The organism is Methylobacterium sp. PvR107 (assembly GCF_017833295.1).
GTDB lineage: Bacteria > Pseudomonadota > Alphaproteobacteria > Rhizobiales > Beijerinckiaceae > Methylobacterium.
Genome location: NZ_JAFIBW010000001.1, coordinates 3,338,098 through 3,359,675 on the forward strand (window position 1 = coordinate 3,338,098; position 21,578 = coordinate 3,359,675).

A 21,578-nucleotide genomic window follows, 5' to 3' on the forward strand; every position below is an offset into this window, starting at 1 on the left:
CCGTGCAGGAGCAATGTTTCGCCCCATTGCTCGCCCAGAGCACCCGGCCGCCAGGAGGCCCGCCCGGTCCCCTATCGCCGCTGATTCGCCGATGCCGGACCAGCCCGCGCGTCCGGCGCACCCGACGAGAGGTTGCCCATGCCCCGTACGCCAGCGCGTGCCCGGACGCCGCGGAACGGCGCACGCCCGTCCCGCACGCTCGCCCTACTCGCCGCTCTGGTGCTCGGGATTCCTGTGCTCGGGATTCCTGCGGGCGCCTCGCGGCCAGCCCTCGCGCAGGCGGCCGCGCCGGCCGCGCCGGAGACCAAGGCTGCCGCCGGCCCCACGACGCCCGGCAAGGCGCCCAACACGGCGCCCAACACGGCGCCCAACGCGAAGCCGGAGGGCAACACCGCTGCCGCCCCGCACGCGTCCGCCCCGGCCGAGGTTCCCGAGCAATTCAAGATCGTGCGCGCCAAGCTCGAGGCCGCCAAGGCCGAGCTCGATGCCCGCGAGAAGCAGCTGGGGCATACCGACCTGACGGTGGCCGACCTCACGGCCATCCGCGACAGCGCCGCCACGGTCACCGACGAGATCCGCGGCCTGGTCACGCGGCTCGACGCGCCGCTCGAGGCCGCGCGCGAGCGGCTGGCCCAGCTCGGGCCGAAGCCGAAGGACACCCAGGAGAGCGCCGACGTCGCCGAGCAGCGCGTCGAGCGCGAGGCCGCGGTCACGCGCATCGACGAGACCCAGCGCCTCGCCCGCTCCCTGGTGGTGCAGGGGGACCAGATCGTCGACCGGGTCTCGAACCGCCGCCGCGAATCCTTCACCCGCGACCTGTTCCAGCGCTCCCAGCCCCTGGCCGGCCCCGGCCTCTGGGCCAAGGTGATGGCCGACGTGCCGCGGGACACGCGCGCGCTCCAGAGCGCGGTCTCCGACATCGGCCTGCTGTTCTCCCGCAACGGCAGCCTCGCCAACCTGCTGTTCCTGGGGCTCGCCTTCGGGATCTCGGTCGCGCTGTATTTCGGCCGGCGCAACATCGCCCCCAAGGGCGCCCGCCGGGACGCCGGCAAGGCCGATCCGTCGCGGCGCGCCGTGATGCTGGCCGCCTGGCGGGTGATCCTGCTCGGCACCGTGCCGGCGGTGGCCGGATCCTACGCGGTCTACTACGCCCTCGACGCCACCAACCTGCTGCCGTCGCGGCTGCTCCCGGTCGCCGCCGCGATCCTCGGCGGCCTCGCCTTCATCGCCTTCGTGGAGGCCCTGTGCGACGGGCTGCTCAGCCCCGAGAAGCCGGCCTGGCGCCCCGCCCCGGTGGGCGACGCGGCGGCCACGCGCCTGACCCGGCTCGCGGTCGGCATCGCCACGGTGATCACCGTGGTGAAGTCCGTGGAGGCGTTGAATTCCGGGATCTCGGCGGCCCTGCCGATCTCCATCGCCACGCGGGGCCTCGGGGCGGTCGCCACGGCGCTGATCCTCGCAGTCGGCCTCCACCGCTTCGCCGATACCGAGCAGGAGGAGGAGGCCTGCTTCGGCCCCTACGTGCCGACCAAGACCACCACGGGCATCGGCGGGCCGGCGCGGCTCCTGGGCTGGGCCGCGGTGGCGCTGATCGGGCTCGGCGCGCTGGTCGGCTACGTCGCCTTCGCGGCCTTCCTGATCGACCAGCTGATCTGGGACGCGGCCGTCCTCGTGCTGCTCTACCTGCTGGTCCAGAGCGTCGACATCTTCGTCGGCCGCGCGCTCAGCGACGAGACCCGGCTCGCCACTACGCTCCAGGCCAATACCGGCCTGCGCAAGCGCTCGCTCAACCAGATCTCGGTCCTGGCGACCGGCGCGACCCGGCTCGTCCTGTTCCTGGCGGCGGCGGTCCTGGTTCTGGCGCCCTGGGGACTCGACTCCACCGACATCCTCTCCTCGGTCCGGCAGGCCTTCTTCGGCTTCAAGGTCGGCGACGTCACGATCTCGCTCTCGAGCATCGCCCTCGGGATCGGCATCCTGGTGCTCGGCGTGTTCATCACCCGCGGCGTGCAGCGCTGGCTGGAGAACACCTACCTGCCGGCCACCGATCTCGACGCCGGCCTGCGCAACTCGATCACCACGGTGGCGGGCTATTGCGGCTTCCTGATCGCGCTGGCGCTCGCCTTCTCGTATCTGGGCCTGAGCCTGGAGAAGCTCACCATCGTGGCCGGCGCCCTGTCGGTGGGTATCGGTTTCGGCCTCCAATCGATCGTCAACAACTTCGTCTCCGGCCTGCTGCTCCTGTGGGAGCGCCCGATCCGGGTCGGCGACCAGGTGGTGATCGGCGATTCCGAGGGCATCGTGAAGCGGATCTCGGTCCGGTCCACCGAGATCCAGACCTTCGACCGCTCGGCCGTGATCGTGCCGAACTCGAACCTGATCTCCGGGGTGGTCAAGAACCGGGTGCGGGGCGACCGCTCGGGGCGGGTGAGCATCACGGTCAGCGTCCTGCGCAACCAGGATCCGGTACGCGCCGCCGAGATGATCACGGCCTGCGCGCAAGCGCATGCCGACGTGCTCAAGGATCCCGCGCCCCGGGTGGTGTTCAAGAAGATCGGCGACCCCTTCCTGGAATTCGAGCTGCTGGTCTGGATCACCGACGTCAGCCTCGGCCAGAAGGTGCTGACCGACCTGAACTTCGCGGTGTTCGCGACCCTGTCGGGGGCGGGCTTCATCCCGCCGCTCGGGCCCGGCTCCAGCATCGTCACCGTGCAGGGTCTCGACACGATGCAGAGCGCCATGGGCGAGATCGCCAGCCGCTTCGGGATTGCGGCGCCGGCCTCCGAGGGCGGCGACTCAGCCCGGCCCCAGCGCGACCGCGGCCTCCGCACCGCCGGCGCCTGACCGGCCGCCGAGGGCGACCCGGACGGTGTTCCCGCCCGCATCCTTGGCGGCGTAGAGCGCCGCGTCCGCCCGGCCGAACAGCTGGGCGCGGCCGCCGCACCCCGTGGAGATCCCGACGGCGATCCCCACGGAGGCGCCGATCAGCAGCCCCTGGCCGCGATACGGGATCGGCCGGCTCAGGGCGGCGACGATGCGCCGACCGCACGCGACCAACGCGGACGGGGCGACGGGCGCCCGCAGGAGCACGGCGAACTCGTCGCCGCCGATGCGGGCCACGAGCGCTGCGTCCCGGCAAACGGCGGCCAGCCGCGCGGCCGAGCGCCGGAGGCACAGGTCGCCGGCCGCGTGGCCGTGGACGTCGTTGACCGGCTTGAACCTGTCGAGGTCGATCAGCAGCAGGGCGCCGAGGGGATCCGGACCGGAGCCGGCCGTCCCGGCCTCGAACAGGGCCTCGAAGCCGCGGCGGTTCGCCAGCCCGGTGAGCGGGTCGCGCTCGGCGCGCCGGCTCAGCTCGGCCAGCCGGGCGATCTCCTCGGTGATGTCCTGCTTGGTTCCGAAGAGGCGGGTGGGGCGCCCGTCCGTGGTCTCGACCGAGGCGCGGATCCGGATCCAGCGTTGCCGGCCTCCGGCATGGATCTCGGCATCGAGCACGAAGGCGCCGCTCCGGGCGATCGCCCGGTGCCGGATCGTGTCCAGCAGGCGCCGCGAGGCCGGCTCGTAGAGGTCCAGGATCCGGGGCCGGTGCAGCGCCGCGCCTCGGGCGACGCCGAACAGGTCGTGGACGCCTCCGGACCAGTCGAGGGCGCCGTCGTGCAGGCGGCAGGACCACAGGCCCATTCCGGCGGCCGCCAGGGCGCGCTCGTGACGCGCCAGCAGGCCGGACTGCTGGCGGATGATCGTCCGCCGCAGGGCACACGCGGCCGCGGCTTCGGCGGCCGCTTCGGCTGCGGCCGAGAAGTCGGCGCGCCCGCCGACGGATCGGTCGCGTGGGGAGTCCACCAGGGCCAAGGAATGCTCGGTCGTCATCGGGGTGCCATTTTAGACGGAAGGCCTTTGAGGAAGCCCTAACCGTCCGATGTACGGCCGCGCGGCAGCCCCTATATGCCGCCGGGGCGGCAGGGCCGTCGCAGGGATGGGTCAGTCGTGACGAGACGCGATCGGGACGGTCGGCATGCGGGGCGCGGGCTCGGCCGGATCAGGATGGGAATCAGGTTCCGGATGGGCGGCCCGGCCACGCTGGCGGCGGCGCTGCTCGGCGGCTGTGCCGCCCAGCCGCCGAGCAGCACGGCGCTGCCGAGTATCTACCTGCCGCTCGCGAACAACAGCGCCCATATCGATGTCGATGCGGCCCGCGACATGATCTCGTCCTACCGCCGCAACCGCGGCGCGCCGCCGCTGGTGGTGGATCCCGAATTGCAGCGGCTGGCGGAGGCCGAGGCGGCCGCCATGGCGCTGGCCGACCGGCCGAGCCGGGCGCAGACCGTGAAGGGCGCGGTGGAGCGGCTCGGCTATTCGGACGTGAACGCCAACCTCTCGGCCGGCTACCAGACCCTGGCCGAGGCGTTCTCCGGCTGGCGGGAGAGCCCGCCGCACGATGCCACCATGCTGGCGCCCCGGGCGAGCAAAATGGGCATCGCCACCGCCTACGCGCCGGGCTCGAAGTACAAGGTGTACTGGGCGCTGCTCACCGCCCGGTAGGCGAGGAGCGCCGTCACGGCAGCCCCCTGACGTTCGGGACCGGCGGGGCCTCCTTGAGCAGGGTCACGGTCACGCGCCGGTTGGCCGGCCTGGAGGGGGTGTCGGGGAACATCGGCTCGGTGTCGGCCTTGCCGGCCACCGGGGCGAACCGGTCGTCCGGAACGCCCGAGCCGGCCAGGATGTCCCGGACGCTGACCGCGCGGCCCGCCGACAGCTCCCAGGGCGGGGCCGCCGGTCGCTGCGCCGGCCGGTCGGTCGCGGTGCAGCCCGTGACGGCGATGCGGTTCGGCATCTGGCGGAGCGCCGGGCCGAGCGTCTCCAGCAGGCGCCGTGTGTGCGCGTTGCGGCGGCTCGAGCCCTCCGGGAACATCGAGCGCCCGTCCTGATCGACGCTCGACACGGCGAGGCCCTGCTCGGTCCGGGCCATCACGACGTTCTTCGACAATTCGGCGAAATCCGGCAGGCTCTGCAGCGCCTGCCGCAGGGAAGCGGCCGCGAGGCCGAAATTCTCCGGCGCGCCGGTGTCGGGCAGGCCGAACGCGCTGCTCGTGTCGAATTTCGGCGGCGCCGTCCGGTCGGTGGCCTGCTCCGGGGGGATGTCGCGCAGGTGCTTGACGTGGTCGGCGGCCGGCAGGCCCTCGGACTCGATGATGCCGGCCAATTTCGAGTCCGTGTTGACGCCGAAGGCGTCGCGCATCGAGCCCGCCACCATCTGCATCTTCGGCGCAGATCGGCCGGTTGCCGACAAGGTCAGGAAAGCTTTCTGAACGAACCGTAAAGGAGACTGTTTCGAGCCTGTACCGGCCCGTCATCGCCCGTTCAGGCGGGCGCTGGCATAGCCCTGTCGTACGAGGGGTTTGACCCGGGTCCGGCGCTGGTGTCGCCCGGGCAGATTTCCTCGGTGAAGGCGTGAGACCCGGGTCACACGGGCCGCGCCAGGGGTGGCGGAGCGGTACGATGGTTCGTCTGTACGGGCGGGTCCTGGGATTTCTGACGGCGGAGCGGCGGCTGGCCATAGGGCTCGCCGCCACCAACGTCGTGTTGGCGGTGGCGGCCTTCGCCGAGCCCCTGCTGATGGGCCGGATCATCGACCAGCTGACCCACCTCAAGCGCGGCGGCGACGCCATGGGCACGATGCTGCCCCTGCTCGCCGCCTGGGTGGCGTTCGGCTTCTTCACCATCGCGGCGGGCGTGTTCATCGCGCTCCACGCCGACCGGCTCGCGCACCGCAACCGCCTGTCCTCCATGGCAAGCTACTTCGAGCACGTCCTCGACCTGCCGCTCGCCTTCCACTCGGCCAACCATTCCGGCCGCGTCTTGAAGGCGATGCTGGAGGGCACCAACGGGATGGCGTGGCTGTGGCTCGGCTTCTTCCGCGACCACCTCGTCGCCCTGGTCTCGCTCGGCGTGCTCCTGCCGATGACCCTGTTCATCAACTGGCAGCTCGGCTCGATCCTGGTGGTGCTGGTTCTCGCCTTCACGGCGCTCACCACCTTCGTGATGCGCCGGACCGAGACGCTCCAGGGACAGGTCGAGGAATTCAATTCGGGGCTCGCCGCCCACGCCTCGGACGCGCTCGGCAACGTCGCGGTGATCCAGTCCTTCACCCGCGCCAAGGCCGAGAAGGACGCGATGCGCGGCATCATCACCAACCTGCTGGCCGCCCAGATCCCGGTCCTGTCCTGGTGGGCGCTCGCCAACGTGGCGACGCGCGCCTCCGCGACCATCACCATGACGGCGATCTTCGTCACCGGCATCTGGCTCTACCAGGCCGGCACCACCACGGTGGGCGAGGTCGTGGCCTTCATGAGCCTCGCCACCGCCTTCGTGGCCCGGCTCGACCACGTGGTCGGCTTCGTCAACGGCCTGTTCCAGCAGGCCCCGAAGATCGCCGAGTTCTTCGAGATCTACGACACCGTCCCGGCCGTGGCCGACCGGCCGCACGCCCGGCAGGTAGCGCGGTTCGAGGGTGCGGTCACCTTCGACGACGTCGCCTTCTCGTACGACGGCCGGCGTCAGGCGCTCGACGGCGTCTCGTTCACGGCGCGTCCCGGCGAGACGATCGCCCTGGTCGGCACCACCGGCTCCGGCAAGTCGACGACGCTCGGCCTCCTGCACCGCAGCTTCGATCCGGCCTCCGGTTCGATCCGGATCGACGGGATGGACATCCGCGACGTCGGCCTCGCGTCCCTGCGCCACAACATCGGCGTGGTGTTCCAGGAGCCGATGTTGTTCGCCCGCTCGATCCGCGAGAACCTGCAGGTCGGCTGCCCCGACGCCACCGACGCCGAGATGCTCGACGCGCTGGAGCGGGCGCAGGCCAGCGCGTTCCTGGCGCGCCAGGCCAACGGGCTCGACACGGTGATCGGCGAGCGCGGCCGGTCGCTCTCGGGCGGCGAGCGTCAGCGGCTCTCGATCGCCCGGGCGCTCCTGAAGAACCCGCCGATCCTGATCCTCGACGAGGCGACCTCGGCGCTCGACGCCGCCACCGAGCGCAAGCTCCAGGGCGCGCTGGAGACCGTGATGGCGGGGCGGACCACGTTTGTGATCGCCCACCGCCTCGCCACGATCCGCGACGCCGACCGCATCCTGGTGTTCCACGAGGGCCGGATCGTCGAGGCCGGGACCTTCGACCAGCTGGTGGCCGAGGGGGGCCGCTTCGCCGAACTCGCCCGGGCGCAGTTCATGGCCGCCCAGGCGGAGGAGGACGAAGGGCTGGCGCTGGCGGCGTGAGGACCCTTCCCGCGTTCCGACCCGCCGGATGCCGCGGGTCGGGACGGCCTGTCTCCTGAGACCAATATCAGACGCGCGCCGCGGCGAAGCTCCGGCGCGCGTTTGCATTTGGCGTGCTGAACGACAGGCGTGTCGGGCGCCGAGTCCCGGGCCACTGCCTCGCGGCAGGTTCGGTCCCGCAACCGGACGGGCGGCAATCCCGGGATCCACGGGGACAGCGGCACGGCGGCTCCTCTGCGCCGGCAACCCCAACCGCCTTCGCGATCGGCGGCGGAGACCGCGACCACAGAGCGGTGACGAGCGCGGGCGACGGACCGGAAAACCCTCCTGCGTCCAGCTCGCCCGCCCGTGCGACCCGCGACTTAGGCCCGGAGACTCCGGACTGGCTCCGAACCGGTCGTGACCGCAAGCCCGGCTCGATCGCGAGGCCGCCGGAAGTCGGCGGGGGCTCGTCGCCGAGCAGGGACGCGCCCTCAGCCGGCCTCGCACGGCCTCCGATGGGAACGCTTCGGGTGCGATAGCCCCGCCGTCGTCACGAGCGGAGCGAAGGGACCCCGGTCAGCGCGCGCTTTGTCCGCGAGGCGCCAGCTGGATCGCTTCGCTCCGCGCGCGAGGACGGCGAGGTCGAGCGCGTCGACCGGAAACGGTCTTACGCGCCACGGCCCGACATGTCGGGCGATCCGAGTCCCCATGGGAGGGGACCGGCGCGCGATCCCGAACCCGCGCCGCCGGACCGCCCTCAGTACAATCCGCCGGCCTGTGCGGCGCGGTCCGCATCCGGCGGCACCGCCGCGGCTGCAGGCGGCGGACCCTCCCGGTTCGAGGGCGCCACGTAGGAATCCGGCGGCGCTGTGCCGGGCTTGAACGCCTCCAGGATCGTCCCGGCGCCCTCGCCCGAGCCGGCGCGGGTGCCGCTGCCGAGGTTGACGCGGATCAGCTTGATCCCCGGGGGCACGCGGAACGGCGTCGGCGGCTTGTCCTTGAGGGCCGTCTTCAGGAACTCGAGGGCGATCGGCGCGGCGAGCCCGCCGCCGGTGGCGCGGTCGCCCAGCGAGCGCGGCTTGTCGAAGCCGATATAGATGCCGACCGCCAGATCCGGCGAGAAGCCCACGAACCACGCGTCCTTGGCATCGTTGGTGGTGCCGGTCTTGCCGGCGAGCGGCTTGCCGATCTGCTTCAGGATCGTGGCGGTGCCGCGCTGGACCACGCCCTCCATGATCGAGACCATCTGGTAGGCGGTCAGCGGGTCGAGGACCTGCTCGGAATCGTCCACCAGCTTCGGCTCGTCCTGGCCGGACCATTTCTCGGCGTCGCAGCCGATGCACTTGCGGTTGTCGTGGCGGTAGATCGTTTCGCCGATGCGGTCCTGGATCCGGTCGATCAGGGTCGGGCGGATGCGCCGGCCGCCATTGGCCAGCATCGAGTAGGCGGTGACCATGCGCATGACCGTGGTCTCGCCCGCGCCCAGCGACATCGGCAGCACCGGCAGCATGTCGTCGTAGACGCCGAACCGGCGGGCGTACTCGGCGATGAGCGGCATGCCGACATCCTTGGCGAGCCGAACCGTCATCAGGTTCTTCGAGTGCTCGATGCCGTAGCGCAGGGTGTGCGGGCCGCCGGACTTGCCGTCGTAGTTCGAGGGCGTCCAGGCCTCCTGGCCGGGGCCGGCCTCGATGGTGATCGGCGAATCCTGCACGATCGAGGCGGGGGTGTAGCCGTTGTCCAACGCCGCCGAGTAGACGATCGGCTTGAACGAGGAGCCGGGCTGGCGCATCGCCTGGGTGGCGCGGTTGAACTCGGATTCGTCGTACGAGAAGCCGCCGACCATGGCGTGGACGCGGCCCGTATTCGGGTCCATGGCCACGATGGCGCCGGAGACCTCGGGCTTCTGGCGCAGGCGGAACTGGCCGCGGCCGCCCTCCATCGCCTCGACATAGACCATGTCGCCGGCCTGGAGGTTGGCGCGACCGGCCCAGCGCATGCCGTCGGGGGGGATCACGCCGGTCTCGCGATCCTTGCCGACCTGGCCGGAGGCCTCGCGCTTGGGCTGCAGGCCGACCTGCACGCCGCCGCCGCCATTGCCCAGCACCACGGCGAGACGCCAGGGCGCCACGTCGCCGAGCGCCGGGACCTCGGCCGCCGCCATGCCCCAGTCGCGCCCGGTCAGGTCGACCTTGGTGACCGGACCGCGCCAGCCATGGGCCTGATCGTAGCGCACGAGGCCGTCGACCAGCGCCTTGCGGGCGAGAGCCTGCATCTTCGGGTCGAGGGTGGCGCGCACCGACAGGCCGCCCTCGTAGAGCTTCTTCTCGCCGTAGCGCTCGGAGATCTCGCGGCGGACTTCTTCGGTGAAGTAGTTGGCGTTGGCGGCGTTCGGGAAGGCGACGCGCGGGTTGACGCCGAGCGGCATCTTCTTGGCGGAATCCGCCTCCTCGCGGGTGATGTAGCCGTTCTCCGCCATCAGGCGGATGATCTCGTTGCGGCGGTCGAGGGCCGCCTGGGTCTTGCGGTAAGGGTGGTAGTTGTTCGGCCCCTTCGGCAGGGCGGCGAGGTAGGCCGCCTCGTTGATGGTCAGCTCGTGGACCGACTTGCCGAAGTAATCCAGCGCCGCCGCGGCCACGCCGTGCAGGTTGCGGCCCGGGACGATCGTACCCAGAAAGATCTCGTTGAGGTAGAGCTCGAGGATCTTGTCCTTCGAGTAGGCCGCCTCGATGCGGAGCGCCACCAGCGCCTCCTTGATCTTGCGGTCGTAGGTCTGCTCCGCCGAGAGCAGGAAGTTCTTGGCGACCTGCTGGGTGATGGTCGAGGCGCCCTGGCGCTTGCCCGACTTGGCGTTGGTCAGGAAGGCGCGCACGATCCCCTCGGGATCGATGCCGCCGTGCTTGTAGAAATTCTTGTCCTCGGCCGACAGGAAGGCGGCCACGACGATCTTCGGCATCGCCTGGATCGGCAGGTACAGCCGGCGCTCGCGGGCGTATTCGGCGAGCAGCGAGCCGTCGGCCGCGTGGACGCGGGTCATCACCGGCGGCTCGTAATTGGCGAGCGCCGCGTGGTCCGGCAGGTCCTGGCTGTACTTCCAGTAGAAGTAGCCGCCGACCGCCGCCCCGACCACGAACAGCACCGCCGCGGCGCTGAACAGGATCCCGAAGAAACGAAGGATCAGACGCATCCGGTATTCCGCTCGTCGCTGGCCCCCGGCCGCATGCCGGGATCGGCTTAACCCGGCGCGTTACGTCCGCTCTCGATGCGGTCGGCCCCCGGATGGTCCCGTCAGGCCCCCTCGGAATGCCGGTTCAGCGGCGGTGCGACGGGGCGTTCGGATGCCCCGTATCGACACTCACTCTATGGTAAAACTGGGGCGACGGCGGCCGAGCGGCGCGTCCCCGTCGGTCGGCCCAGCGTGGCGCGGTTGGTGAAGAACAGGTCGATCGCCTTGGCCATGGAGCCGGTGACGCCGGCCCGCCAATCCGGCGATTGCAGCATCTCCAGGTCGCGCTTGCTGGAGAGATAACCCAGCTCCACCAGCACGCTCGGCACGTCGGGCGAGCGCAGAACCACGAAGCGCGCCTCGCGGTGGGGCTTGGCGCTCATCTCCATCACCGGGCCGAGCTGGCCCATCAGCGTGCGGGCGAAGCCCGACGAGAAGCCGCGGGTCTCGCGCAGGGTCAGCTCCTGCAGGATGTCGACGATATCGGGCGGCGCCTCGGCGGAATCGGCGCCGGCGGCGGCGTCGGCCCGGTTCTCGCGCTCGGCAAGCTTGGCGGATTCGGCGTCCGTGGCCTTCTCGGAATTGGTGTAGATCGTGGCGCCACGCACCTGCGGCGCCGCCGAGATCGAATCGGCGTGGATCGACACGAACAGGTCGGCCTTGGCCTCGCGGGCGAGGCGCACGCGCTCGGCCAGCGGCACGAACACGTCCCGGTCGCGGGTCATCCGGACCCGGTAGCGGCCGCCGGCCTGCAGCTTCTCGACCAGCGCCTGGGCGAAGCCGAACACGATGTCCTTCTCGAACACGCCGCCCACCGCGATCGCGCCGGGATCGGTGCCGCCATGGCCGGCATCGACCATGATCAGCGGGCGCTGATCGGTGGGTTCGGGCGCGGCGGTCCGGGCCTGGGCGGGGGCGGGATCGGCGGCGGCGGCCGCCTTGCGGAACGCGTCGCGGTCGGCGCGCTGCAGCGGGATCGTGAGCAGCACGGCGCCGTCCCGGGGACGGGTCGCCGTCTCGATCTTGCCGACCGTGGCGGGCGAGGCGAGATCGATGACGATGCGGGAGCGCCCGGGGGCGAACAGGCCGTAGCGGAAGGATTGCACGAGGCCGTCGCGGCGGCTCCCGGTGCCGGATTCGAGCTGGAAGTTGACCTCCGGCAGGTCGATCACCGCCCGGTCGGGCCGCTCCATCACGAAGCCGCGGGCCTCGACCGCGCGCGAGAGGGTCAGGGTCAGGCGCGTGGTGCCGGCCTGAGTCGCGAGGTCGGCTCCGATGGCCACGGCCGGCTTGTCGCCGTTCTGCGCGACGACCGGCGCGCCCGCCGACGCCGCGGACAGCGCGACGGCGAGGCTGAGACAGGCGGAACGGATCAGGCGCGCACAGCTCGGCATCGGTCCGGCATCATTTCCCGTACCCTCCGTTACGGCATGGGACGGACCTGGTTAACGGACTCTTGCCGCGGCCGGTTCGATCCGGCCGCCTTTGTTGCGGGGATGCGACAATCGCCGACGCCGCCCTCGGCGCGCCGGATCAACGGAACGCGACGACGCGGCTCGCCTTGCCGACCACCGTGACCCAGCAGGTCAGGGAGGCGTCGGCGGCGCGCTGGACCTCACCGACCTGCAGGCGGATCAGGTCGGCGGGCGTGCGGGCGCCCGAGAGGGCGCGCAGATGCGCGAGGGCAGCCTCGCCCTCGCCCCGCATGTAGCGGGCGATGGTCGAGCCGATCTCGACGACGTCGAGCCGGTCGGGGGAAAAGGCGATTCGGTTCGGCTCCGCGACGCCGGAGGCCTCCGGTGCCGCGGCCGGGGCGCGGACGATCACCGCCGCGGCCTCGCCGGCGGGCGTGACCTCCGGGATCGCCGCTGCGGTCGCCGCGAGCATTTCCAAAGCTGGCCCGACGGCTGGCCCGACCTGCGGTTCGGCCGCCTCCGGGATAAGCGCGGTCGCCGGAAGGGGGTCTAGGGCCGCTGCCGGCGTGCCGCCCGCGACGGCGGGAACAGCGGCCGTCTCGATCGCGGAATCCTCAGCGTGGTTCTCGGCCGGGGCCGGCGCGTCCGCCTCCTGAGGCGGCTTCGGCTCCCAGGTGGAACGGCTTGCTCTCGGTCGACGCGGTTTTCCCATCGCGCGATCTCCTCCTGTCGGCTTCAGCCATCCTGACGGAGCGGCGGCCGGAGATTCGTGCGCGGCCGGCCCGCCCGCCGTGTCGGCGCCGGACCCGTGATGCCCGGGTGTCGGATCAGTGGGAACCGGCCGGCCCCGATCGGCCGCCCGGATCCCGGAATGCGTCCCCGACCGCCAGGATCGGGGACCGGAAGGCCGGCCTCAGCGGGCGACGGCGTTCTGGGCGAGGGCGCCGTAATCCTTGGCCTGGGCCTGGAGCGCGGCGAACTGGCTGCGGACGAACTCGGACTGCAGCTCGAACGCCTCGCGGAGGTCCTTCGTGCGCACGAGCTTCTGGGCGAAGTCGAAGGTCGCGTTGGCGTTGGTCTGGGCGTGATCGAAGCCCTTCACGACCGCGGCGCTGAGGGTCGACTGGAAGGTCTGGCCCGAAGCCTGGACCTGCTCGGCCGCCTTGACGGCGTTGGCCATCATGGTGCCGACGGCGTTCCGGGCCTGATCGACACTCTTCTCGGCGAAGTCGCGCATTTCGGTCGGGATCTCGAAGTTCGGGGTCTGCATCGATGTCTCCAGCAGGATTTTTGGAGCGGGACGCCGGATGCGTCCGCGTTGACGCACCTCTATATGTTGCAGTGCAACAAGAAGTCAAGTGCATGCCCGGGGGCGGCCGGCACGCGAGGACCGATAAAATGCCGAATCGATGATCTCGGGCAGTCATCGGACCAGGGATCCGACGCCACAGCAGCAAGGAATCAAAATCTGCCGTCTCAGCGAGGCGTTTTCGATAGCTGATTCTGGTGGCGAGCCGGTTTACAAAAATCTCTCACTTTGTCTAGAGGGTCGCGAAGGGATTGGGAAGACTTCTGGCATGCCAGTAATCCTGCTCCGCTTCAGGACCGGGATGCGACCGCCAGCCGATCCCGATGTTGCATTGCACCAGCCGGCGCGGCCGGCAGCACTGCATAGAGCGCCCGGAGTGCCCTCGCGTGGGCTTCCAGATCCATCGGCGCGTCGCGGGACACGCTGTGGGCCTCCGCGCCGAGGGCGGCGGCCAGGGCATCGTCGCGCAGGGCCGTGAAGGCCGCCGCCAATGGCCCGACCTCCGGGGCGACCACGAAGCCGGTCCGACCGTGCCGGACCTTCTCGGCGGCGCCCGACCGGTCGGAGGCGACCACCGGGATCCCGGCCGCCAGCGCCTCGTAGACGGTGAGCGGCCCGGTCTCGTACCAGCGCGACGGCGCAGCCAGCGCCCGGGCGCGGGACCGCAGGATCTGCCAGACCCGCTCGGGGCTCTGCCACCCGACCACCGTGACCCCGTCCCGGGCGCGCAGCTCCGCCTCCAGGGGGCCCGCACCGATGAACAGGGCGGGCAGGCCGGCGGCCCGGGCGGCGTCGGCCACGAGGTCGGCGCCCTTCTCCCGCGTCAGGCGGCCGACATACGCGATGGCGTCGCCGCGCCCCGGCTCGGCCGGCGGCCCGTCCGCGATCCGGACGGGATTGTCGATTCGGTGGTGGGTGACGGCGTAGCCGGCGAGCAGGTCGCCGAGCCGCCGCTGGCTGGCGTCGCAGACATGGACGACATGGAGCGGGCGCCGCCGGGTCACCTGCCGCAGCACCGCGGCGCGGGCGACGCGCACGAGCTTGTGGGCGCGGCTGCGCGGGTCACAGGGGGCCGCGAGGCAGGCGGCCGACAGGGGCGCGAGGCCGCAGGGCTCCCCCCGGTCGAACCGGTAGTAGACGCCGTTCGGGCAGGCCAGGGCGTAGTCGTGCAGGGTGACGACCAGCGGCACGCCGGCACCGGACAGGACCGGGAAGATCGCGGGCGACAGGGTGCGGGTCCATTGATGCAGGTGGATGCAGTCCGGCCGCATCGGGAGGCCGTCGAGCGCCGCGGCGAGCCGGCGCGCCGCGTCCGCGTGCCAGATCCCCGCGGCCGCCGCCCGGAGGCCGCCGAGGGACCAGATATCCGGCAGGCCGAGGACGATCCGCCGGATGGCGGGGTGGTCGAGGAGCGGATCCACCGGTCCCGCGATGGCCTGGATGAAGCTGACCGCGAGACCGGCCTCGGCGAGCCCGCGGGCCGATTCCAGCGCGACCTTCTCGGCCCCGCCACTGGCGGCCGCGAATTCGGCCAGGATCACGACATGCATGGAGATCGTCCCGACATCAGCGGCCGAGACCATGGCGGAAACCGGTTTACGGGCGATCAACCGCGGTGGGTTACAGATTTCGACCCCGGATCGGAGCGGCGGAGTTCCTGACGTGCACGTCGTCCTCGTCGCAGACCACGCCGCGATCAATGGCGGCCAGGCCAAGGTGGCGATCGAATCCGCCCTGGGGCTCGCCGCCCGCGGCATACGGGTCAGCCTGTTCGCGGCCGTCGGCCCGGTGGATCCGCGTCTGGAGCCCGCCGGCATCCGGGTGGTCTGCCTGGAGCAGGACGACGTCACCACGGCGCGCAGCAAGCTGGCCTTCGCGGCCCAGGCGATCTGGAACGGCGCCGCGAGCCGCGCGCTGGCCCGGGAACTCGCCGCCTGCGATCCCCGCGACACCGTGGTGCACGTCCACGCCTTCGCCAAGGCGCTGTCGCCGTCGATCGGCACGGCGCTGCGGGCCTCGGGCCTGCCCTGCCTCTACACGATGCACGAATTCTTCCTGGTCTGCCCCACCGGCGGCTTCTACGCTTATCCGGAGCAGCGGATCTGCCACCGGACCCCGATGTCGGCCGCCTGCATCGGGGCGAATTGCGACGCGCGCAGCTATCCGCGCAAGGTCGCCCGGATGATCCGCCATGTCGGGCTCAGCCATGTGGCCCGGCTGCCGGAGCTGTTCTCCCACGTCATCACCATCAGCGACCTCCAGGAGAGCGTCGTCCGGCCGCTGATGCCCGCCGGCACCGTGTTCCACCGGGTCGACAACCCGGTCGCGGTGGCGCGGGCGCCGGTGCCTGAGGACGCGCCGGGCGATTTCCTGTTCGTGGGGCGGATCTCCACCGAGAAGGGCGCGCCGATCTTCGCCGAGGCGGCCCGGCGGGCGGGGGTGCGGGCGGTGTTCGTGGGCGACGGTCCGGAGCGGGCCGACCTCGCTGCGCGCTATCCCGAGGCAGAGATGCGCGGCTGGCGCGACGCGGCCGGCGTGCAGGCGCTGATGCGGCAGGCCCGGGCCCTGGTCTTCCCGAGCGTCTGGTACGAGGGCCAGCCGCTCACCGTCTACGAGGCCCTGGCCTGCGGCACGCCGGTGATCGTGAGCGACGCCTGCGCGGGCCGCGAGGCGGTCACCGACGGCGAGACCGGGTTCTGGTTCCGCTCGGGCGATCCGGACGCCCTGGCCGCCCATCTGCGGCGCCTGTCGGACGATGATCTTGCCGCCCGCATGGGCCGGGCCGCCTACGATCGCTACTGGGCGGCGCCGCTGAGCCTCGACGCGCATCTCGACCGTCTCGGAAACGTCTACGAGACGGTGCGGCGCGGGGCCGCCCGCGGGGCGATCGGCAGCCCGGTCGAGCGGCCGCTCGCGACCGCCTGAACCGTCCGGGCCGGACAATCGCCCTCCGAGCCGGGACCGACGCCGGTTGACAGCCATCCCGTCATCCCGGGGCCGCGCAGCGGAGCCTGGGATCCGCACCCGCCGGCGCGTCAAGGGCTGGCACAACCTGCGCGTCTGGATTCCGGGCTCGCCTGCGGCGCCCCGGACTGGCGGCGCGCGCGCGGCCGGCATTCCGTCGAGGATCATGGGCAGCCGCGCAATCCGCGGCGATGCCCATCCGACGCGGTCGGCCGGATTGACGCGCCGGCCCGGAAAGATCGGAAACACCCGCCGTCGCTCGCGTTGATGCGCACCGGCACCCGTGCGTGCCCCCGTCACCGATGAGCGACCGACATGGCCGAGGACCACAAGCCGAACGACACCAAGCCGGGCTTCCAGCAGGGCAGCGCCAAGCCGGGCGACGCGAAGAATCCCGACAACCGGCAGGAGAAGCTGGACGAGCGCCTGGACGACGCCCTGGAAGAGACCTTCCCGTCGAGCGACCCGGTCTCGGTGAAGATCACCAAGTAGGCGCTCCGCAGGCGCCGCCCGCACGCCCGCCGGGTGGCGTCAGGCCGCCCGGCTGCCGAAGGAACCGTCCGCGGCCTGCTCGATCAGCAGCCGCGCCGCGGGCGCCGGGACCGGACGGCTGAACAGGAAGCCCTGGACCTCGTCGTAGCCCTCGGCGCGCAGCATCGCGAGCTGCTCGGCGGTCTCGACGCCCTCGGCCGTCGTGGCGATGCCCAGGCTGGTGCCGAGGCTCGCCACCGCCCGCACGATCGCCGTGCAATGGGTGTTCTCGCCGACCTGGCTGACGAAGGACCGGTCGAGCTTGATCTTGTCGAACGGGAAGCTGCGCAGGTAGCCGAGGCTCGAATAGCCGGTCCCGAAATCGTCCATGGCGATGCGGATTCCCATCGCCCGCAGCGCGTGCAGGGTCGCGAGATTGGCGGCGCTGTCGGCCAGGAGGACCGATTCGGTGATCTCGAGCTCGAGGCGCCGCGGGTCGAGCCCCGAGGCCGCGAGGGCATCGCGCACGGTCTCGACCAAGCTGCGGTTGCGGAACTGGACCGAGGAGAGGTTGACCGCGAGCCGGATCGCGTCCGGCCAGGCGGCCGCCTCGGCGAAGGCGGTCTGCATCACCCAGGCCCCGATCGGGACGATCAGGCCCGTCTCCTCGGCGAGCGGCACGAACTCGGCCGGCGAGACCGGACCGTGCTCGGGGTGGTGCCAGCGCAGCAGCGCCTCGAAGGCGAGGATCCGGTCGGCCTGCGCGCTCATCAGCGGCTGGTAGACCAGCGAGAACTGCTCCCGGGCGAGCGCCTCGCGCAGCTCGTTCTCGCGCCGCCGCCGTGCCTGGACCCAGGCATCCATCTCCGGCTCGAAGCACCGGAAGGTGCCCCCGCCCTCCGCCTTCGCCCGGTACAGGGCGAGGTCGGCGTTCTTCATGAGCGTCTCGGGATCGGTCCCGTCGCGCGGCAGGCAGGCCACGCCGATGCTGGTGCCGATATGGCAATCCTGGCCGTCCAGGCGGAACGGACGGGCGAGCTCGGCGATCACGCGCGCGATCAGCCCGTCGGCGAGCACCGGCAGGGCGATCCCGCGCACGAGGATCGCGAACTCGTCGCCGCCGAGCCGGGCGACCAGGTCGTCCGGGTTCAGGCACCCGGCGATCCGCTCGGCGGCCTCACGCAGCAGCGCGTCGCCGACCGGATGGCCCAGCGTGTCGTTCACGATCTTGAACTTGTCGAGGTCGAGGCAGAGCAGCACCGATTCCTCGCCGTTCCGGGCGTGGCGCGCGATCGCCTCGCCGAGGCGGTCCCGGAACAGCACCCGGTTCGGCAGGCCGGTGAGCGCGTCGTGGTGGGCCATGTGGGCGATGCGCGCCTCGGCCAGGCGGCGCTCGGTCATGTCGATCGCGGCCTCGAGGACGGCCTGCTGGCCGCCGAACGGCAGGGCCCGCTCGAACAGGGAGACCTCGATGGCCGAGCCGTCGGCGCGGCGGTGCAGCGCGCCGGTGGCGGGCAGGCCGAGGCCCGAGGCGTGTTCGGGGGCGATGACCAGATCGGCGGGCGCGCGGGCCAGGAACTGATCGCGGCTGTAGCCGTAATGGGCGATCGCCGCGTCGTTGACCGCCAGGAACCGGTCGCGCGCCTCGGCGACGACCCACATCGGCACCGGGTTGTTCTCGAACAGGAGCCGGAACGAGGCCTCCCGGGCCTTGATGTCGCCGACATCCGTCATGGTGATCGAGAGGAGGTCGCCGACGCAGCCCGCCTCGACCTTGAGGTACAGGGTCCCTCCGTCCGACCGGGGCCGGCTCAGCTCGAAGGACTCGCGGCCGCCCCGCTCGACCATGGCGGCGAGCGTGGCGATCGTCCGCGCGGTGATCGTCCCCGGGAACAGGTGACCCACGCGCTGCCATTGCAGGACGGACGCGGGACGCTCCAGAAGGCGCTCGGCCCCTTCGTTGAGGGCGACGATCTTGAAATCCACCGGGCGCCCGTCCCCGTCCCGGACGGTGCTCAGCGCCAGGATGCCCTGGTCGGTGGCGGTGAACATCGCCTGGACGAGCTCGGTCCGGACGCTCGCGGCGTCGAGCCCGAGGAGCACGAAGGGCTCGCCCCAGCGGTTGCCCAGGGGCAGGCCGACCAGGCTGGTCGAGGTGACGACGCCGGCAGAAAGGCGGTCGCACCGGCCGTGGGCCGGCTCGCCGGTGGCGAGCGCGGCCGCCACGACCTCGTCGATGGGCTGACGGACATCGACCGGGAAGGCGTGAACCGGGACGGACTCGACCGGGAAAGGTCCGACGGGGCGGCCCGCCGGATCCTGCGCCAGCCAGGCGCCGAAATCCTGGCCGGCCCAGAGGATCCCGGTGGCCTGGCCGCCGCGGGTCGTCACAAGGGCGGCCCGGTCGGCGAGCCGCCCGAGTCTGCCCAGGACGACAGCCTCGTAGGACGGCAGGGGGTCTCCCGGCGGTCGACACGCCTGCCAGTGGTGCAGCAGGCTCTTCCCGGTCTGCAGGTGTGCGTGCTGCGCGCTCACTGAGCCGCCCCAGTCGTTGACTGGGGCCAGCAAGCGGGGGATTTCGTTTAAGCGAGGTTCATGCGCTGGCTTATAATCCCATGAACGACGCTATTCCCCAGATTTATACTGGTATTCAGGCTGCTTCCAACAGCCGGCGGGCGATGACCTGCGCCTGGATCTCGGCCGCGCCCTCGAAGATCGAGAGGATGCGGGCGTCGCACAGGATCCGGCTCACCGGGTATTCCAGCGCGAAACCGTTGCCGCCATGGATCTGCAGGGCGTTGTCGGCCGCCGCCCAGGCGACGCGGGCGCCGAGCAGCTTGGCCATCCCGGCCTCCAGGTCGCAGCGCTTGCCCTCGTCCTTCTCGCGGGCCGAGAAATAGGTGAGCTGGCGGGCGATGTTGATCTCCACCGCCATCATGGCGAGCTTGTCGGCCACCCGCGGGAAGCTGACCAGCGGCTTGCCGAACTGGACCCGCTCCTCGGCGTAGCGCAGGCCGACATCGAGGGCCGACTGGGCGACGCCGATGGCTCGCGCCGCGGTCTGGATGCGCGCCGATTCGAAGGTCTGCATCAGCTGGGCGAAGCCCTTGCCCTCGACCTCGCCGAGCAGGTTCGCGGCCGGCACCTCGAAGCCCTCGAAAGCCAGCTCGTACTCCTTCATGCCGCGGTAGCCGAGCACCTCGATCTCGCCGCCCGACAGGCCCTGGACCGGGAACGGCTCCGCGTCGGTGCCGCGCGGCTTCTCGGCGATCAGCATGGAGAGGCCCCGGTGGCCCTTCTCCTCGGGCTTGGTGCGGACCAGCACCGTCATGATGTCGGCGCGCACCGGATGGGTGATCCAGGTCTTGTTGCCGGTGATCTTCCACGTGTCGCCGTCCTTGACGGCCTTGGTGCGCAGGCTGGCCAGATCCGAGCCCGTGTTCGGCTCGGTGAAGACCGCGGTCGGCAGGATGTCGCCGCTGGCGATCTTCGGCAGGAAGCGCTGCTTCTGCTCCTCGGTGCCGCCGCACAGGATCAGCTCGGCGGCGATCTCCGAGCGGGTGCCCAGGGATCCGACGCCGATATAGGCCCGGGACAGCTCCTCCGAGACCACGCACATGGCGGTCTTGGGCAGGCCCATGCCGCCGTATTCCTCGGGGATCGTCAGGCCGAAGACGCCGAGCTCGGCCATCTTGGTCACGATCTCCATCGGGATGTAGGCGTTCTTCAGGTGCCACTCGTGCGCCTGATCGACCACCTCGGCCTTGCCGAAGCGGCGCATCTCGGAGCGGATCGCCTCCATGTCCTCGTCGAGGCCCGAGGCGCCGACGGTCGCCGAGCCGCTGCCGTCGCGCATCTGGGCGACCAGGGCGGCGCGGTTCTCGGGCGTGTTGCCCTCGGCGATCAGGGTCTCGATCGCGTCGGTGCGGTATTGTGCCACTTCCTTGGCGGAGAGGCCGAGCGAGCCGGTCAGGCGGACCATCTCGCCCTGGCTCATCGGGATGCCGGAGAACAGCTGGTCGAGATACTCGCCGGCGCCGATCCGGACGAGCAGCGCCTCGGTCTCGCCGAACCGTCCCTCGGCCTGGAGGCGCTCGGCATAGCCGCCGAGCTCGGCGACGGCCTCCGCGTAGGTCGCGAGCCAGGCGAGCCCGTGAGCGGCGTGCTGCTGGCTCTCGAGCTTGGCCGCGTCGATCCGCCCGTCCGTCCCGAGGATCCGCGTGCGGACCCGGCGCGTGGCCTCGGCGGCCAGCGCCTTGGCGCTCGCGCCGGCGGACTTGATCAGGGACACGAGGTCCTGCGGCTCGGACTGGATGGCGGGGGATGCGGACATGGTTTTTTGCTCGCGTGGCGTCTTCTTGGATCGGGTCTTTTAACCTGTTCGGATCCCGGGCCGAAGCAGATTTCGTTTGCGGCGTCTTGAACTCAAGTTGAAGACGGAACGACTTCCCGGGCGACCCGGCAAGACGCGCCTCGACTTGGGGGCTCCTACCCGCAGCCTCATCGTGAGATGCCTGGGTCAGCGGGCCTCGAAGGAGCCTTCCAGCCGGCCGCACGACCTCCGGACGCCGCCTGCGCGGCGGCTTTGCCGCATCTCAGGATCCGGTTGTGACAGGGAGATCCGGCGACGGGATCAGCGTTTCTGCTCGCACCGCGTCTTCACGTAGGCCCCGTCCTCGCCCTTGAAGCCGGCATTGGCCGCCAGCACCGGTCCCTGGACCAAGCATTCCTGAAGCGTGTGGGCCGGGCCGGTGATCACGTCGATGGCGGTGTCGCGCGAGCAGTCCGGTGCCTGGACCGAGGCGGCACAGATCAGGGCGACGACGATAATTGAATTCATGATGCCTCCCAGAGGCCCGGCTTGTCGGACGGCGGGCGGCGTCTACCCAAAGAAGGATTCGTCAGGCCTGGTTCCACCGGACCGGATGCCCCGCCC

Annotated in this window: 14 protein-coding genes and 1 pseudogene; 5 read left to right on the forward strand and 10 right to left on the reverse strand. The window is 71.4% G+C overall.

Annotated features, from left to right (window positions below; genetic code table 11):
• Positions 1-138 precede the first annotated feature (138 nt).
• Positions 139-2,844, forward strand: a complete 2,706-nt coding sequence (locus JOE48_RS15780; RefSeq protein ID WP_210031286.1) for a DUF3772 domain-containing protein — start codon at positions 139-141, stop codon at positions 2,842-2,844.
• On the opposite strand, the gene JOE48_RS15785 is transcribed toward JOE48_RS15780, so the two are convergent.
• A complete protein-coding gene (locus tag JOE48_RS15785) occupies positions 2,797-3,870 on the reverse strand; it encodes a diguanylate cyclase domain-containing protein (protein ID WP_210031287.1) in 1,074 nt (357 codons plus the stop codon). The two genes, JOE48_RS15780 and JOE48_RS15785, sit on opposite strands and share 48 nt — an antisense overlap.
• Before the next feature lie 192 nt (positions 3,871-4,062).
• Between JOE48_RS15785 and JOE48_RS15790 the strand changes: the two genes are divergently transcribed.
• Positions 4,063-4,542, forward strand: a complete 480-nt coding sequence (locus JOE48_RS15790) for a CAP domain-containing protein (protein WP_210035822.1) — start codon at positions 4,063-4,065, stop codon at positions 4,540-4,542.
• Positions 4,543-4,555: 13 nt separating this feature from the next.
• Here the strand turns inward: JOE48_RS15790 and JOE48_RS15795 are convergent.
• Positions 4,556-5,263: pseudogene (locus JOE48_RS15795) on the reverse strand (flagellar motor protein MotB); the annotation flags it as partial.
• Positions 5,264-5,499: 236 nt separating this feature from the next.
• Here JOE48_RS15795 and JOE48_RS15800 point away from each other — a divergent pair.
• Entirely contained in the window at positions 5,500-7,275 is a 1,776-nt protein-coding gene (locus JOE48_RS15800) for a glucan ABC transporter ATP-binding protein/ permease (protein ID WP_210031289.1), read from the forward strand.
• A gap of 739 nt (positions 7,276-8,014) precedes the next feature.
• On the opposite strand, the gene JOE48_RS15805 is transcribed toward JOE48_RS15800, so the two are convergent.
• The 5 genes from JOE48_RS15805 to JOE48_RS15825 form a co-directional block, all read right to left on the reverse strand.
• A complete protein-coding gene (locus JOE48_RS15805; RefSeq protein WP_210031290.1) occupies positions 8,015-10,444 on the reverse strand; it encodes a penicillin-binding protein 1A in 2,430 nt (809 codons plus the stop codon).
• Positions 10,445-10,617: 173 nt separating this feature from the next.
• Complete coding sequence (locus JOE48_RS15810; RefSeq protein ID WP_210031291.1) at positions 10,618-11,877, reverse strand: N-acetylmuramoyl-L-alanine amidase; 1,260 nt, start codon at positions 11,875-11,877, stop codon at positions 10,618-10,620.
• A gap of 139 nt (positions 11,878-12,016) precedes the next feature.
• Positions 12,017-12,610, reverse strand: a complete 594-nt coding sequence (locus JOE48_RS15815) for a hypothetical protein (protein ID WP_210031292.1) — start codon at positions 12,608-12,610, stop codon at positions 12,017-12,019.
• A 201-nt stretch (positions 12,611-12,811) separates the two neighbouring features.
• Positions 12,812-13,168, reverse strand: a complete 357-nt coding sequence (locus JOE48_RS15820) for a phasin (RefSeq protein ID WP_192710624.1) — start codon at positions 13,166-13,168, stop codon at positions 12,812-12,814.
• A gap of 329 nt (positions 13,169-13,497) precedes the next feature.
• Positions 13,498-14,757, reverse strand: a complete 1,260-nt coding sequence (locus tag JOE48_RS15825; RefSeq protein ID WP_210035823.1) for a glycosyltransferase — start codon at positions 14,755-14,757, stop codon at positions 13,498-13,500.
• Positions 14,758-14,869: 112 nt separating this feature from the next.
• On the opposite strand from JOE48_RS15825, the gene JOE48_RS15830 reads away from it, so the two are divergent.
• Both JOE48_RS15830 and JOE48_RS15835 read left to right on the forward strand, forming a co-directional pair.
• Complete coding sequence (locus JOE48_RS15830; RefSeq protein ID WP_210031294.1) at positions 14,870-16,132, forward strand: glycosyltransferase family 4 protein; 1,263 nt, start codon at positions 14,870-14,872, stop codon at positions 16,130-16,132.
• A 354-nt stretch (positions 16,133-16,486) separates the two neighbouring features.
• Positions 16,487-16,663: a hypothetical protein gene (locus tag JOE48_RS15835; protein ID WP_210031297.1), complete on the forward strand. Its 177-nt coding sequence runs from the start codon at positions 16,487-16,489 to the stop codon at positions 16,661-16,663.
• Between the two features lie 39 nt (positions 16,664-16,702).
• On the opposite strand, the gene JOE48_RS15840 is transcribed toward JOE48_RS15835, so the two are convergent.
• The 3 genes from JOE48_RS15840 to JOE48_RS15850 all read right to left on the reverse strand — a co-directional run bounded on the left by JOE48_RS15840 (position 16,703) and on the right by JOE48_RS15850 (position 21,482).
• Positions 16,703-19,156 carry a putative bifunctional diguanylate cyclase/phosphodiesterase gene (locus JOE48_RS15840; RefSeq protein ID WP_245253332.1) on the reverse strand — a complete coding sequence of 818 codons (2,454 nt, stop codon included), beginning with the start codon at positions 19,154-19,156 and terminating at the stop codon, positions 16,703-16,705.
• 136 nt (positions 19,157-19,292) lie between these two features.
• Positions 19,293-20,975, reverse strand: coding sequence for an acyl-CoA dehydrogenase family protein (locus JOE48_RS15845; RefSeq protein ID WP_210031299.1), 1,683 nt, complete (start codon positions 20,973-20,975; stop codon positions 19,293-19,295).
• 300 nt (positions 20,976-21,275) lie between these two features.
• Entirely contained in the window at positions 21,276-21,482 is a 207-nt protein-coding gene (locus tag JOE48_RS15850) for a hypothetical protein (RefSeq protein ID WP_192710629.1), read from the reverse strand.
• Positions 21,483-21,578: the final 96 nt, after the last annotated feature.